The 14,965-nt window shown below is 70.5% G+C and carries 12 protein-coding genes; 6 read left to right on the top strand and 6 right to left on the bottom strand.

Going from position 1 to position 14,965, the window contains the following annotated elements:
• Position 1 precedes the first annotated feature (1 nt).
• From OHN19_RS03285 to OHN19_RS03265, 5 genes are all read left to right on the top strand, one after another.
• Positions 2-598, top strand: coding sequence for a hypothetical protein (locus OHN19_RS03285; RefSeq protein WP_330262643.1), 597 nt, complete (start codon positions 2-4; stop codon positions 596-598).
• 81 nt (positions 599-679) lie between these two features.
• Positions 680-1,222: a hypothetical protein gene (locus OHN19_RS03280; RefSeq protein ID WP_330262642.1), complete on the top strand. Its 543-nt coding sequence runs from the start codon at positions 680-682 to the stop codon at positions 1,220-1,222.
• Positions 1,223-1,287: 65 nt separating this feature from the next.
• Positions 1,288-1,593: a hypothetical protein gene (locus OHN19_RS03275; RefSeq protein ID WP_330262641.1), complete on the top strand. Its 306-nt coding sequence runs from the start codon at positions 1,288-1,290 to the stop codon at positions 1,591-1,593.
• A 79-nt stretch (positions 1,594-1,672) separates the two neighbouring features.
• Positions 1,673-2,239, top strand: coding sequence for a DUF4291 domain-containing protein (locus OHN19_RS03270; protein WP_330262640.1), 567 nt, complete (start codon positions 1,673-1,675; stop codon positions 2,237-2,239).
• Positions 2,240-2,515: 276 nt separating this feature from the next.
• Complete coding sequence (locus OHN19_RS03265; protein ID WP_330262639.1) at positions 2,516-5,485, top strand: family 78 glycoside hydrolase catalytic domain; 2,970 nt, start codon at positions 2,516-2,518, stop codon at positions 5,483-5,485.
• Here OHN19_RS03265 and OHN19_RS03260 read toward each other — a convergent pair.
• From OHN19_RS03260 to rhaI, 6 genes are all read right to left on the bottom strand, one after another.
• Positions 5,458-6,114, bottom strand: coding sequence for a LutC/YkgG family protein (locus tag OHN19_RS03260; protein WP_330262638.1), 657 nt, complete (start codon positions 6,112-6,114; stop codon positions 5,458-5,460). The genes OHN19_RS03265 and OHN19_RS03260 overlap by 28 nt on opposite strands.
• A complete protein-coding gene (locus tag OHN19_RS03255) occupies positions 6,111-7,598 on the bottom strand; it encodes a LutB/LldF family L-lactate oxidation iron-sulfur protein (RefSeq protein ID WP_330262637.1) in 1,488 nt (495 codons plus the stop codon). The genes OHN19_RS03260 and OHN19_RS03255 overlap by 4 nt, the downstream gene beginning before the upstream one ends.
• Entirely contained in the window at positions 7,595-8,350 is a 756-nt protein-coding gene (locus OHN19_RS03250; protein ID WP_330262636.1) for a (Fe-S)-binding protein, read from the bottom strand. The genes OHN19_RS03255 and OHN19_RS03250 overlap by 4 nt, the downstream gene beginning before the upstream one ends.
• A gap of 71 nt (positions 8,351-8,421) precedes the next feature.
• The gene (locus OHN19_RS03245; RefSeq protein ID WP_330262635.1) at positions 8,422-9,858 is read right to left on the bottom strand and encodes a rhamnulokinase family protein; all 1,437 of its coding nucleotides are present in this window, start codon (positions 9,856-9,858) and stop codon (positions 8,422-8,424) included.
• Positions 9,855-11,894: a bifunctional aldolase/short-chain dehydrogenase gene (locus OHN19_RS03240; RefSeq protein ID WP_330262634.1), complete on the bottom strand. Its 2,040-nt coding sequence runs from the start codon at positions 11,892-11,894 to the stop codon at positions 9,855-9,857. Before OHN19_RS03240 ends, OHN19_RS03245 begins: the two co-directional genes overlap by 4 nt.
• Positions 11,895-12,008: 114 nt before the next feature.
• Complete coding sequence (gene rhaI / locus OHN19_RS03235; RefSeq protein ID WP_330262633.1) at positions 12,009-13,169, bottom strand: L-rhamnose isomerase; 1,161 nt, start codon at positions 13,167-13,169, stop codon at positions 12,009-12,011.
• A gap of 274 nt (positions 13,170-13,443) precedes the next feature.
• Here rhaI and OHN19_RS03230 point away from each other — a divergent pair, with 274 nt between their 5' ends.
• Positions 13,444-14,961, top strand: coding sequence for a sugar ABC transporter ATP-binding protein (locus tag OHN19_RS03230; protein ID WP_330262632.1), 1,518 nt, complete (start codon positions 13,444-13,446; stop codon positions 14,959-14,961).
• The last annotated feature ends 4 nt before the right edge of the window (positions 14,962-14,965 follow it).

The following is a 14,965-nucleotide window of genomic DNA, read 5'->3' as shown; positions in this document are numbered from 1 at the left end:
CATGGGGATCTATCTGGTGAGTGTGGGTGCGGGGGAGTGGTTCGACCCGGACGAGGAGGAGGGCCGGGGGGCCGTCGCCACGGGGTTGAACGAGGAGCTGCGCCGCCGGGGACTGCCGCCGTACGCGTCCGTGCCCGAGGAGGCCACGCGACTCGTCCGCGGATCGGGGACGCGGTTCGAGGAGAAGCTGGTGCCCTCCATATACGGCTTCGTCCAGCTCGCCCACGCCCATCTGGCGCCCCCCGAGCCGGAGACCCTCCTCGACTGGTCGGTGCTGGTGCCGGTCCCGCTCGACGAGGAGATCGAACTGCCCGTCGAGTCCGCCTACTCGGACACCACCGTGATCGCCGGAGCGCCCCGGGTCCTCGACCTGACGCGCCGACTGGCCGAGGCGGTGCGACTGCCCCTGGACGCGATACCCGAGGCCTGCGACAACCTCGACCTCACCACCTGGTTCCTCGAGGGCGACGCGGAGCGGGTGGCGGCCGCCCGCCCCGGACCGTGGGGAGAGGACCTGGACGCGGCGTTCTACGTGGCCCTGTATCTCCGCGCCGCCCAGCACTCCCTGCGCCGGAACTGCCCGATCGTCTACACCTGACGAGGCACTGGGCCGTGTGTCGAGGGTGGATCAGTAGGCTGCGGCCGTGAGAGACCTGGTATTCGGGGTGGGGAGGTCGGGGTGCTGATCGGGTCGCGGGCCGCTTTCGGTCTGGAGTTCCACGTCGAGCGGGACCCGGGTCTGCTGTGCGTGGACGTCTTCGTCGGCGGACTCCAGGTGAACACGTGGGACAACGCCTTCTACCCGCCGCTGCTGGTCAAGAAGCTCAAGGACGAGCTGGGTCGCCTGCGCACCCCGACCCCGCCGCCGACTTGGTTCACCTCGCCGGCCGAGGCCTTCCGCATCGCGGAGGGGTGGATGTACGACGACACCCGTACCGCGACCTCCTCCGGGGACGAGGAGGACCTAGCGCGGTGCGAGTTCCTGGAGTGGGGGGAGTGCACCGACCAGGTGACCGCGTTCGCCTTCCCCGACGGGGACACGGTGCACCTGGCCTGCCGGGTACGTGAGGTGGGCGGTCCCGACTCGGGCACCGAGCTCCGGGGTGAGCCGACGGTGGCGTCGGTGAGCCGGACGGCACTCGTCGAGACACTGGAGCGCGGCCTCGCCACGGCCGAACGCGAGTGGGCTGTCCGACTCGCTGCCATGAAAGGCCGCGGATGACACCGGGTGCGAGTTCGGCACCGGCGACTGCGGCCGATGTGCTGCGGGCGCGGACCGAGACAGCGATGAGCCTCCCGGCCGCACTGGAAGAACTGTGGAGCGTGCGGAACGGCCTCCTCACCGAGTCCGGTGTCGCGGTGTACTCCACGGCGGACATCGGTGAGCGCAACGCCACCTACGAAGTCGCGCTGTACGCGCCGGGTTTCCTCCTCGTCGGCGACGACAGCGGTGGCCGCGGATTCCTCCTGCGCGTCGGCGAGCCGGACTCCGCCGTGTTCTCCTCCGGCCTGGGCGATCTGGAGCCCGCGGACTTCGACGTCGTGTCCACAGACTTCGCGTCCTGGATCGCGTCGCTCGACCTCGCCCGCTGACGCCTGCCCGCTGACGCCCGCCCGCTGAGCAGGAAAAAGGGTTCGTGGTGCGGAGGTCGGGGATGACAGGGTGCAGCCCATGGCAGCCCAGTACGAGATCCGTGCCGACTACGACACCGACACGATCGTGGTCTACCAGGCCTACGCGCCTGCCATAGCCGACGCGGCACTGCGCGCCGGCCGCTTCGTCGCGCCGTTCTCGTTCCACCGGATGACATGGATCAAGCCTTCGCTCCCGTGGCTCATGCACCGCAGCAACTGGGCGCGCAAGCCCGGCCAAGAGCGTGTCCTCGCCGTACGGATGACCCGGGAGGGCTGGGAGGAGGCACTGTCCCAGGCCGTGCTCACGACCGCGGATCCGGCAGCCGTGGCCCAGGCGGCCGTGCACGTCCAGTGGGACCCGGAACGCTCGCTGCGCGGAGCGGCGCTGAACCACTACAGCATCCAGGTCGGCATCGGCCGCCGGCTGATCCGCACCTTCACCGACGACTGGATCGTCGGCCTCACCGACCTCACCCCCCAGGTCCGCAAGGCGGCGGCCCTGGCCCGTACCGGGCACTCCGCCCAGGCCCGGCGGCTGTTCCCCGCGGAACGGGTGTATCCCCTGCCACGATCGCTGGACGGCCTCCTGGCCCCGGGTGGATGACGGCCTCCTGGCGGGACGTCAGCTCTGGCACAGCGGCAGCGCCGAGCGCGCGGCACACATTCCACCCCCCCCCGGATGAGACGTCCCATCGACGACGTCCCACCGGGGGCTCGCCCCCCGGCCGGCGACGCTAGGAATCAGCCTTTGCACAGTTCACATGCGCGCCTGGCACACATTCGCCCGCCCGGCCAGTAGACACGTGTGGGTACAGCATCCATATTCTTCCGCCGACCGGGCTGAATCGACACAACTCCCAGCAGCCGAAGGGACACCGGCATGACCGACGGAGTCGACCGCACCGCCGTCGAGGGCCTCACCGTGGAACACCGCACCACCCCGCTCGGCGTGGACGCGGCCCGCCCGAGATTCGGCTGGCGCACCGCCTCCCGGGTGCGCGGTAGGCGACAGACGGCCTACCGCGTCCTGGTCGCGTCCACCCCCGACCGTCTCACCGCCCGCCGCGCGGACGTCTGGGACAGTGGCCGGGTCGACTCGGCGGACTCGGTGGCCGTGCGCTACGCCGGCCCCCCGCTGAAGCCCTCGACGCGCTACCACTGGACGGTCGAGGTCTGGGACGAGAACGGCCAGCCGCTCCCCGAGGCCCCCACCGACCGCTTCGAGACCGGCCTGCTCAGCACCGACGGCGTGACCGGCTGGGACGGCGCGCAGTGGATCACCATGGCGGGCAAGGCCCCGAACAGCCCCGGCGCGCCGCTCCTGAGAAGGCAGACGGCCCTGACCGGCGGCCGGGTGCACGAAGCCCGGCTCTACATCTCCGCGCTCGGCGTGTACGACGCCTACGTCAACGGCCGCCGCGTCACCGTCCCCCAGGACGGCCGCCCCACCCGGGAGCTCCTCACCCCGGGCTGGACCAACTACGACACCACCGTCAGCTACTTCACCTACGAGGTGACCGGCCTGCTCGCGGACGAACGGCAGGTCACCCTCGCGGCCGTGCTCGGCAACGGCTGGTACAACGGCCGGATCTCCGAGAACAGCGTCTACTACGCCGAGGACGGCAACCGCCTCGCCCTCAAGGCCAAGCTCCTGATCCGCTACGAGGACGGCTCGACCCAGACCGTGGTGACCGCGCCCGGCAACGAGTGGCGGGCCACGGACACCGGCCCCTACCGCGCCGACGACCTCTACGACGGCCAGACCTACGACGCCCGCCGGGAGCTGCCCGGCTGGACCGCGAACGGCTTCGACGCCTCCGCCTGGTCCGGCGTCGAGGAACACGACTTCACCACCAGGTTCCCCCGCTCCCGACTCGTCGCCTACCCGGGCGAGTCGGCCCGACTGGTGCCGCAGTGGGACCGGAGCCCGCGGTCGATCGCCGTCCACACGGGCGGAAGCGATTTCGTCACCGACCCCGACCGGACGGTCACCGACCCCGCGCGGGCCGCCACCGCCTCCGTCACCCTGCACCCCGGCGACACCGCCGTGATCGACTTCGGCCAGAACCTCGTCGGCGTCCCCCGATACACCCTCCGCGGCCCGGCCGGCACCCACGTCACCTTCGCACCGGGGGAGACGCTCAACGGCACAGGCGCGGGCACCGACGGCCCCGAGGGCTCCGTCTACCGGGCGAACCTCCGCACGGCCAAGGCCACCAGCACCTACATCCTCAAGGGCGACCCGAAGGGCGAGCCCCACCAGGACTCCCTGACCTTCTACGGCTTCCGGTACCTCTCCGTCACCACGACCGACACCGTCACCCTCACCGAAGCGACCGCCCGGGTCGCCACTTCCGCCCTCCGTGACATCGGCGACATCACCACGAACGCCCCCGACATCAACCAGCTGATCAGCAACGTCCGTTGGGGCCAGCGCGGCAACTACCTCTGGGTGCCCACCGACTGCCCGCAGCGCGACGAACGCTGCGGCTGGACCGGCGACACCCAGGTCTTCGCGGGCACCGGCCTCTACAACGCCGATTCCATCGCCTTCCTGAGCCACTTCCAGGACATCCTGATCGACTCGCAGCGCACCTACGGCGCCGACGGCGCGCAGTTCCCCTGGATCGCGCCCGGCGCCCGCTACAACGAGCCTGTCCCGGCCAGCGGTTGGGCGGACTGCGGGATCGTCGTGCCCTGGACCGTGTGGCAGATGAGCGGCGACACCACCATCGTGGACCGCAGTTGGGAGGCGATGACGGCCTACATGGACTGGATCCACGCACGCACCGGCGGCACCGGTGCCGGACAGGGCGCGATCTTTGGCGACTGGCTGGCCTTCCAGGTCACCAGCACCCAGCTCGTCAGCGACGCCTACTACGCCTACAGCGCCCGGCTCATGGCGGACATGGCCCGCGCCACCGGCCGCACCGCCGAGGCCCACGCCTATGAGGAGCTCTTCGCCCGGATCAAACGGGCCTTCGTCACCACGTACTTGAGCGCCGAGGACGGTCGGCTCACAGTGCGCTCCAGCCTCGGTGACCCGCCGCCGTACACCCCCGGAGACAGCCCCACACAGACCGAGGACGACAGCCAGACGGCCCTGCTCTGGATCCTCAGACTCGGCCTGTACGACACCGGCGAGCAGCGCCGCCGGCTCGTCGAGCTCCTCGCCCAGAACATCGGCAACTCCGCCGCCTACAAGGCCGCCCACCCCGACAGCACCCGCGCCGGCCACGCCGAGAACACCCTGTCGGTCGGCTTCCTCGGTGTCAACGTCCTCGCGCCCGTCCTCACCGAGGAGGGACAGGCGGAGCTGGCGTACGAGCTGTTGCACCAGGACGCCATGCCGTCCTGGCTGTACTCGGTGCGGAACGGCGCGACGACCGTCTGGGAGCGCTGGAACTCCTACTCCAGGGAGGACGGTTTCGGGCCGGTCGAGATGAACTCGTTCAACCACTACTCCTACGGCGCGATCATGGAGTGGATGTACGAGAGCATGGCCGGCATCGCCAAGGACCCGGCCCACCCGGGCTTCAAGCACTTCTTCCTGCGGCCCCACCTCGACCCGACCGGCCGGATCACCCGGGTCACCGGCTCGCACCGGTCGCCGTACGGCGAGATCGTCAGCGCGTGGACGGTGCGCGAGAGCCGCTTCACGCACCGGATCGCCGTCCCCGCCAACAGCACCGCGACCCTGCGCATCCCCACGGCCGACCCCGACTCCGTGTGCGAGGGCCACACCCCCCTGTCACGCGTCAGGGGAGTGCGGCACCTGGGCTTCGAGGACGGCGTCGCCTCCTACGAACTGCCCTCCGGGCGCTACGAGTTGACCTCGGCGCTCGCCTGATCAGCCACCAGCACCACCTCCAGGGTGCGCGGGCCGTGCACCCCCTCGACCCGGTCCAGCTCGATGTCACTGGTCGCCGAAGGACCGGAGATCCAGGTCAACGGGCGGACCGGGTCGAGGCGTTCGAGGGCCTGCGGCACCGAGGAGACGACCTGGTCCGGGACCCGTACGACACAGATGTGATGGTCGGGTACGAGCGTGATGCGGCGGCGGCCCTGGTCGGGCGAGCCGTCCAGCACGATCGTGCCGGTCTCCGCGATCGCCACCGCGCACGCCGTGACCACACTGTCGACGCGGTCCAGCTCGTCCGGGGTGCTCTCCACCCGGTCCGGCACCTGCCCGGCCTCGGCCTCCGCGAGCCAGGACGGCTCCAGACCCGGCGGCACGAGCACCGTCTTCGTCCCCCGTGCGGCCAGCATCCCGGCGAGGGTGGCGGGGAGGTCGGCCGTCGTGCAGCGGTGCACGATCGCCCGGTAGTCGGCGAGGTTCTCGGCCAGCAGCTCCACGGTCTCCTCGACGCTCCGGTCGCCGTGTTCCCGCAGATAGGCCCGCTCGATCGGGGCGTCCTCACCCGGGACGTCGGCCAGCGCGCGCCGCACCCGGCCCAGGATCCGTTCCCTGCTGCTCACTTCGAGCCTCCCGTCTCGGAGGTGCCGCCGTTGGTCCGCTGCCACCAGTCGCGGAACGGCTCCGCGGGCACGGCCGGAAGATCCCGGGTACCGCTCCACGCCTTGCCGGGACCCGGCAGGGTGCGCGGATGCAGCCGTCGGGTGCGGGAGGCCGCCCGCTGGCCGGTGCGCAGCACACCGGGGTGGGCGAACGCCCAGCGGGCCGCCCGCATCGCCGCCCGCTCGGCCGCGTGCCCCTTGGCCGGCTTGAGCACCACCTTGTTGCCCTCACGGACCACCGGACCGCCCTGCACGACCCGCTCCCGCAGATGGACCAGCACCTCCGGGATGTCGATGGCGACCGGACAGACCTCGTAGCAGGCCCCGCACAGCGAGGAGGCGTACGGCAGCGAGGCGTCGATCTCGCTCGCGGTGCCCCGGAGCTGGGGGCTGAGGATCGCGCCGATCGGGCCCGGGTAGACCGAGCCGTAGGCGTGGCCGCCGGCCCGCTCGTACACCGGGCAGACGTTCAGGCACGCCGAGCAGCGGATGCAGCGCAGGGCCTGGCGGCCGACCTCGTCGGCGAGGGTGTCGGAGCGCCCGTTGTCGAGCAGCACCAGATGGAAGTTCTGCGGGCCGTCCTCGTCGGTGGTGCCGGTCCATGTCGAGGTGTACGGGTTCATGCGCTCGGCGGTCGAGGAGCGGGGGAGCGTCTGGAGGAAGACCTCCAGGTCCTGCCAGGTCGGCACGATCTTCTCGATGCCGACGACCGAGATCAGCGTCTCGGGCAGGGTCAGGCACATCCGGCCGTTGCCCTCGGACTCCACGACCACCAGGGTGCCGGTGTCGGCGACCATGAAGTTGGCACCGGAGACGCCCACCTTGGCACGCAGGAACTTCTCCCGCAGGTGCAGCCGGGCCGCCTCCGCCAGCTCGGCGGGCGTGTCGGTGAGCCCCTCGGGGGCCGGGCGGCCCCACTCGCCCATCTCGCGCTCGAAGATGTCCCGGATCTCGCCCCGGTTGCGGTGGATCGCCGGGACGAGGATGTGCGAGGGCCGGTCCTTGCCCAACTGCACGATCAGCTCGGCGAGATCGGTCTCGTAGGCCCGGATGCCCGCGGCCTCCAGAGCCTCGTTGAGCCCGATCTCCTGTGTGGCCATCGACTTGACCTTGACGACCTCCGACTCGCCGGTCATCTTGACGAGTTGCGTCACGATCTCGTTGGCCTCGTCGGCGTCGGCGGCCCAGTGGACGGTGCCGCCGGCCGCCACCACCGACTCCTCCAACTGCACGAGGTAGCGGTCGAGATGGCGCAGCGTGTGGTCCTTGATCCGCTTGCCGGCCTCGCGCAGCTCCGCCCAGTCGGACACCTCGGCGACGGCGTTGGCCCGCTTGGCGCGGATGGTGTGGGTGGCGTGGCGCAGATTGCCGCGCAGGGTCTGGTTGTTGACGGCCTCGTGCGCGGCCCGGGGGAAGGCCGGCATTCCTACGAACGTCCCGCTCATGCGGCCGGTTCCTCCTCCGTGCTCGCCAGGATCTCCGCGATGTGCACCGGCCGCATGTCCGACTCCAGCCGGCCCATCGTGCCCCCGATGTGCATCAGACACGAGTTGTCGGCCGCGCACAGCACCTCCGCGCCGGTCGACTCGGCGTTGCGCACCTTGTCCGCGCCCATCGCCGCCGAGACATCGGAGTTCTTCAGCGCGAAGGTGCCGCCGAAGCCACAGCACTCGTCGGCGCCCGGGAGCTCCTTCAGCTCCAGCCCCTTGACCGCCTGGAGCAGCCGCCGGGGCCGGTCGCCGAGCCCGAGACCGCGCAGCCCGTGGCAGGTCGGGTGGTAGGTCACCGTGTGCGGGTAGTAAGCCCCGACATCGGTCACCCCCAGCACGTCCACCAGGAACTCCGTCAGCTCGTACGTCTTGGGCACCACCGGCGCCAGCGCGGTCGCCAGGCCCTCCCCGCGCCCCTCGGCCCGGGCCCGCTCACCCATCCGCGGATACAGCTCCCGCACCATCGCCCCGCACGAGCCGGACGGCGTCACGATCGCCTCGTAGTCCCGGAAGACATCGGAGAAATGCCGGGCCAGCGGCTCCGCCTCATGCCGGTAGCCGGTGTTGTAGTGCGCCTGCCCGCAGCAGGTCTGGGACATCGGGAAATCGACGTCCACGCCCAGCCTGGTCAGCAGTTTCACCACAGCGCGCCCGGTGTCCGGATACAGCGTGTCGTTGACACAGGTCAGGAACAGGGCGACACGCATCGCGGCTCCTAGTGGTCGATCATCGGATGAGTGCAGCGTAGCCCGGGGGAGAAGCCGGGGGGAGAGCCAGGTCAGGACCCGGCGAGCCGGGCCTGCGCCTCGCGCCACCGCGCGGGGTCGCCCTGGGGCTCGTACCGGGTCAGCGGCTGGGTCCGGGTGAGCAGCTCGCGGCCGCCCGCGAGGTCGCTCACGAGCCCGTGGGCCCGCGCCTGGACCAGCACGTTCCCGAGCGCGGCCGCCTCGGTCGGTCCCGCCACCACCGGCAGCCCGCAGGCGTCGGCGGTCAGCTGGCACAGCAGGGCGTTGCGGGTACCGCCCCCGACGACGTGCACGACGTCGACGGGGTGATCGGCGAGCCGCTGCGCCTCCTCGACCGCCTTGCGATGAGCAAGCGCCAGGGAGTCGAGGATGCACCGCGTGATCTCCGCGGGGGAGGAAGGCACCGGCTGCCCCGAGGCAAGGCATGCCTCGGCGATCCGCTCCGGCATCCGGCCCGGCGCGAGGAACCTCGCGTCGCCCGCGTCCACCACCGACCGCAGCGCCGGCACCTTGGCCGCCTCCAGCAGCAGTTCGCCCAGGTCCGGGTCGCCCCAGGCCCGCACGCACTCCTGGAGCAGCCACAGCCCCATGATGTTCCGTAGGTACCGGACCGTGCCGTCGAGCCCCAGTTCGTTGGTGAAGTTGGCGGCCCGGCTCTCCTCCGTCAGCACCGGCGCGTCCAGTTCGAGCCCCGCCAGGGACCAGGTGCCGGTGCAGATGTAGGCGAACCGCTCACCCGACGCCGGGACGGCGGCCACCGCGGAGGCGGTGTCGTGCGAGCCGACGGCCGTGACCGGGACGGGCCCTCGCAGGCCCGTCTCCTCCAGCACCTCGGGCCGCAGCAGACCTGCCGGGTCACCGGGCTGCCGAAGTGGCGCGAACAGCTCCAGGTCGATACCGAGACGCGAGGCGATGTCGTACGACCATCCACGCGTCCGGGGGTCGATCAGCTGGGTCGTCGAGGCGTTGGTGAGCTCGGTGCCCTGCTCACCGGTGAGCCAGTAGGTGAGCAGATCGGGGACGAGCAACAGCCGCTCGACACCGGCGAGTTGGTCGGCGACCAGCTGGTACAGGGTGTTGAAGGGCGCGTACTGGAGTCCGGTCGCCGCGTACAACTCCGGCGCGGGCACGGTCGCCCACACCTTCTCGGCGACGCCCTCGGTGCGGGAGTCGCGGTAGTGCACGGGGTTGCCGAGCAGCCTGCCGTCCGCGTCCAGCAGCCCGTAGTCCACGGCCCAGCTGTCGATGCCGACGGAGTCGACCTGCCCGGCGGCCCTGAGCCCGTCCAGGACACCGCCGTAGAGCGAGAGGATGTCCCAGCGCAGGCCCTCGGGCAGCCGCACGGGCCGGTTCGCGAACCGGTGGGCCTCGGTCAGCTCCAGGCTGTCGGGGCCGACGCGGCCGACCATGACCCGTCCGCTGGACGCGCCGAGGTCGACCGCGGCGTACGACTTCACGGACCCGCTCATCGCAGGAAGGCGGCCGCGACGCCGGCGTCGACCGGGACGTGCAGGCCGGTGGTGTGGGTCAACTCCCCGCCGGTCAGCGCGAACACGGCGTTCGCCACGTGCTCGGGGAGCACCTCGCGCTTGAGGATGGTCCGCTGGGCGTAGAACTCGCCGAGCTTTTCCTCCTCAACCCCGTACACGGCCGCCCGCTGGGCACCCCAGCCACCGGCGAAGATGCCGGACCCGCGCACCACGCCGTCCGGGTTGACGCCGTTGACGCGGATGCCGTGCTCACCCAACTCGGCTGCCAGCAAACGGACTTGATGGGCCTGGTCGGCCTTGGTGGCGGAGTAGGCGATGTTGTTGGGGCCGGCGAACACGGCGTTCTTGGAGGCGATGTACACGATGTCGCCGCCCAGCTTCTGCGCGATCATCACCCGGGCCGCCTCACGGGACACCAGGAAGGAACCGCGCGCCATGATGTCGTGCTGGAGGTCCCAGTCGCGCGCCGAGGTCTCCAGGAGAGGCTTGGAGATGGAGATGCCGGCGTTGTTGACGACGAGGTCCACGCCGCCGAAGGCCAGCACCGCGGCGCGGAACGACTGGGCGATCTGCTCCTCGTCCGTCACGTCCACGGTCACGGCGACGGCCTTGTCGGGTCCGCCGAGTTCCTCGGCCACCGCGGCGGCGTTCTCGGCGTTGAGGTCGGCGACCACGACACACGCGCCCTCGGCGACCAGCCGCTCGGCGATGGCCTTGCCGATACCGCTGCCCGCACCGGTGACCAGCGCGACCCGCGTGGCGAGCGGCTTGGGCTTCGGCATCCGCTGAAGCTTGGCCTCCTCCAGCGCCCAGTACTCGATGCGGAACTTCTCGGACTCCTCGATCGGCGCGTACGACGAGACGGCCTCGGCGCCCCGCATCACGTTGATCGCGTTGACGTAGAACTCGCCGGCGACCCGGGCGGTCTGCTTGTCCTTGCCGAAGGAGAACATGCCGACACCCGGGATCAGCACGATCGCCGGGTCGGCGCCGCGCATGGCGGGGGAGTCGGGCAGGGCGTGCCGCTGGTAGTAGGCGGCGTACTCCTCGCGGTACTCGGCGTGCAGCGTGTCCAGCCGCGCGACGGCCTCCTCCAGCGGAGCGGTCGGCGGCAGGTCGAGGACGAGCGGCCGGACCTTGGTGCGCAGGAAATGGTCGGGGCAGGAGGTGCCGAGCGCGGCGAGCCGCGGGTGCTCCGCACGCGCCAGGAACTCCAGCACCGGCTCGGAGTCGTTGAAGTGCCCGACCTGCGGCTTGTCCTGGGAGGCGAGGGCCCGGACGTACGGCGCGAGCGCGGCGGCCCGCTCCTTCCGCTCGGCCTCGCCGAGCGGGCCGTACCCCTCGATGACGGGCCCGAAGGGCTCGGCCTTGCCGCGCTCCTGGAGGAACTTCTCGGCGGTCCGGATGATGTGCAGCGAGTTCTTCTCGCACTCCTCCGCGGTGTCGCCCCAGGCGGTGATGCCGTGCCCGCCGAGGACGACACCGATCGCCTGCGGGTTGGCCGCCTTGATGGCGGCGATGTCCAGCCCCAGCTGGAACCCGGGCCGCCGCCACGGCACCCAGGCGACGGTGTCCCCGAAGCACTCGGCGGTCAGCTTCTCCCCGTCGGCGGCACAGGCGAGAGCGATACCGGAATCAGGATGCAGATGATCGACGTGGGCGGCCTCGACGAGCCCGTGCATCGCGGTGTCGATGGAGGGAGCGGCACCGCCCTTGCCGTGCAGGCAGTAGTCGAACGCGGCGACCATCTCGTCCTCGCGCTCCACCCCCGGATACACGTCGACGAGCGCCCGCATCCGGTCCAGCCGCAGCACGGCCAACCCGGCCTCGGTCAGCGTCCCGAGATCACCCCCGGACCCCTTGACCCACATCAGCTCCACATCACCCCCCGTGACGGGATCGGTGTCGGTCCCTTTGGCGGACGCGTTGCCCCCCGCGTAGTTGGTGTTACGGGGATCGGAGCCAAGCCGACGGGAACGAGCGAGAAGGGCGGCGGCTTCGGGATGGGTAGCCATGACTTTCGGTTCCTTACTGAGGAAAGGGCGAGGTTGTGCTTCTGGGGGCGCGGGGAACTGCGCGACCAGCCACAGACGGCCGGCAGACCGCAGTCTTCGGAACGTGGCAGACGCTTACGCCCCCCACCCCGCCTGCTCCCCACCAACGCGCTCGGCCACGATCTTCTCCGCCCACCCGGACCTCCGGTACGCGGCGATCGGGTTCGCGTCGAGCCCCATCTCCCCCCGCACCTCGGCAAGCAGCGGCCGCACATCCGTGTTGTACGCATCCATCAGCACGGCGTTCGCCTCGAGAACATCCCCCTCGCGCTGAGCCACGGCAAGAGCCTCACGGTCCACCAGCAGAGCCTTCGCCGTCGCCTCCTGCACGTTCATCACGGACCGGATGATCGCCGGGATCTTCGCCTCGATGTTGTGGCACTGGTCGAGCATGAACGCCACGTCGGGCGTGAAGCCACCGCCCCGGATGACCTCGTACATGATCCGGAACAGCTGGAACGGATCCGCCGCCCCCACCATGAGGTCGTCGTCCGCGTAGAACCGCGAGTTGAAGTCGAACCCGCCGAGCTTCCCCTCCCGCAGCAGCGTGGCGACGATGAACTCGATGTTGGTCCCCGGCGCGTGGTGACCCGTGTCGACGACGACCTGCGCCTTCTCCCCGAGCTTCAGGCAGTGCGCGTACGCCGTTCCCCAGTCCGGCACATCCGTCGAGTAGAAGGCCGGCTCGAAGAACTTGTACTCGAGGAGCATCCGCTGCCCGTCACCCAGACGGTCGTACACCTCGGAAAGACCTTCGGCGAGCCGGTCCTGTCGGGCCCGCAGATCGTCCTGACCGGGATAGTTCGTCCCGTCGGCGAACCACAGCTTGAGGTCCGTGGAGCCCGTCGCGTCCATGATGTCGACGCACTCCAGCAGATGGTCGAGAGCCTTCCGCCGTACGGCCGCCTCCGGATGGCAGATGCTGCCGAGCTTGTAGGCGTCGTCCTGGAAGGTGTTGGAGTTGATGGCGCCCAGCTTCACGCCCCGCTCCTCGGCGAACTTCGCCAGCGCGGCGTAGTCCTCGACCTTGTCCCACGGGATGTGCAGCGCGACGGTCGGGGCCACCCCGGTGAACGCGTGCACCTGTGCCGCGTCCTCCAGTTTCTCCTGCGGGGTACGCGGTACGCCCTGCTGGGCGAACACCTTGAAGCGGGTCCCCGAGTTCCCGTACGCCCACGACGGCGTCTCGACGGCCTGGGTCTTGAGCGCGGCCTTCACCGCGGCGAGCTCGGTCACTTGAGGGCTCCTGTGACGTCGGGTCCGAAGGGCTTGCGAACTGCTTCTCTGTGAAACGATTCAAGACGGGAAAGTATGAGTAGCTCGCAAGGGTGTCAACCCCTGCGACCAAGGCTGTTGCCCGTGACCCTGCCGTGACCTGAGTTCATCGAAAGATTTTCGACACGGACCCATTGACGTGACATGCGCTCCATGCCTAACGTCCCGGCAACCAAGTTGAAACCTTTCACGACGCCGTGAGGGCCGTCCCGCCGGCGTCGTCGAGGAGCCCCCAATGACCCACCCGTCCACCACGGGTCCGGCCCCGGTACTCGCTCTCAAGGACATCTCGAAGTCCTTCGGCGCGGTCCGCGCCCTGCGGGACGTCTCCCTGGAGCTGTTTCCCGGGGAGGTACACGCTCTCGCCGGCGAGAACGGCGCGGGCAAGTCGACCCTCATCAAGACCCTCGCAGGAGTGCACCGACCGGACACCGGCCAGGTACTGCTCGACGGCGAGCCGGTCGTCTTCCACGGTCCCGGCGACGCCCGCGACGCCGGTATCGCCGTGATCTACCAGGAGCCGACGCTCTTTCCCGACCTCTCGATCGCCGAGAACATCTTCATGGGCCGCCAGCCCCGGCGCGCCCTGGGCCGGATCGACCACAAGGCCACGCACGCCTCGACCCTGGCCCTGATGCAGCGTCTCGGAGTCGAACTCGACCCCGACCGTCCGGCGCGCGGCCTGTCCATCGCCGACCAGCAGATCGTCGAGATCGCCAAGGCGCTGTCCTTCGAGGCCCGCGTCCTGATCATGGACGAGCCCACGGCGGCTCTGACCGGCAGCGAGGTGGCCCGCCTCTTCGGTGTCGTCAAGACGCTGCGCGAGCAGGGCGCCGCCGTCCTGTTCATCTCGCACCGCCTGGAGGAGATCTTCCAGATCTGCCAGACGGTCACCACCCTGCGCGACGGCGCCTGGATCTCCAGCGAGCCGATCGAGGGCATGACCGAGGACGACCTCGTCCGCCGCATGGTCGGCCGCGACCTCGAGGAGCTCTACCCCAAGCAGGACGTACGCCCTGGAGAGGTCGCGCTCACGGTGAGCCGGCTGACCCGGGAGGGCGTTTTCACCGATGTCTCGTTCGAGGTCAGGCGCGGCGAGATCGTAGGACTTGCGGGCCTCGTCGGAGCGGGCCGCACCGAGGTCGCCCGGGCGGTGTTCGGCATCGACCGCTGGGACGCCGGAGAGGTCTCCGTGGACGGCAAGGCACTGGTCAACGGCGCCCCGTCCACCGCGATGGCCGCGGGCCTCGCCCTGGTTCCCGAGGACCGGCGCGCCCAGGGCCTGGTGATGGACATGTCCATCGAACGCAACATCGGCCTCACGGGTCTGAGGACGACCGTCAAGGCCGGTCTGATGGACCGCGGCGCCGAACGCAGCCGCTCCCTCGACTGGGCCGTCAAGCTCCAGGTGAAGTACGCCCGGATCGCCGACACGGTGAACACCCTGTCGGGCGGCAACCAGCAGAAGGTCGTGCTCGCCAAGTGGCTGGCCACCGGCCCCAAGGTGCTCATCGTCGACGAGCCGACCCGAGGCATCGACGTCGGCACCAAGGCCGAGGTGCACCGACTGCTCAGCGAACTGGCCGCCGACGGGGTGGCCGTCCTGATGATCTCCTCCGACCTGCCCGAGATCCTCGGCATGGCCGACCGCGTGCTCGTGATGCACGAGGGCCGCCTGACCGCCGAGATCCCGCGCTCCGACGCCACCGAGGAAACCGTGATGGCCGCAGCCACCGGGAGGGCCGCCGCATGAAGCC

It is taken from the genome of Streptomyces griseorubiginosus (genome assembly GCF_036345115.1).
GTDB classification, from domain to species: Bacteria; Actinomycetota; Actinomycetes; order Streptomycetales; family Streptomycetaceae; genus Streptomyces; species Streptomyces griseorubiginosus_C.
This window is presented reverse-complemented; position numbering and strand designations above follow the sequence as displayed.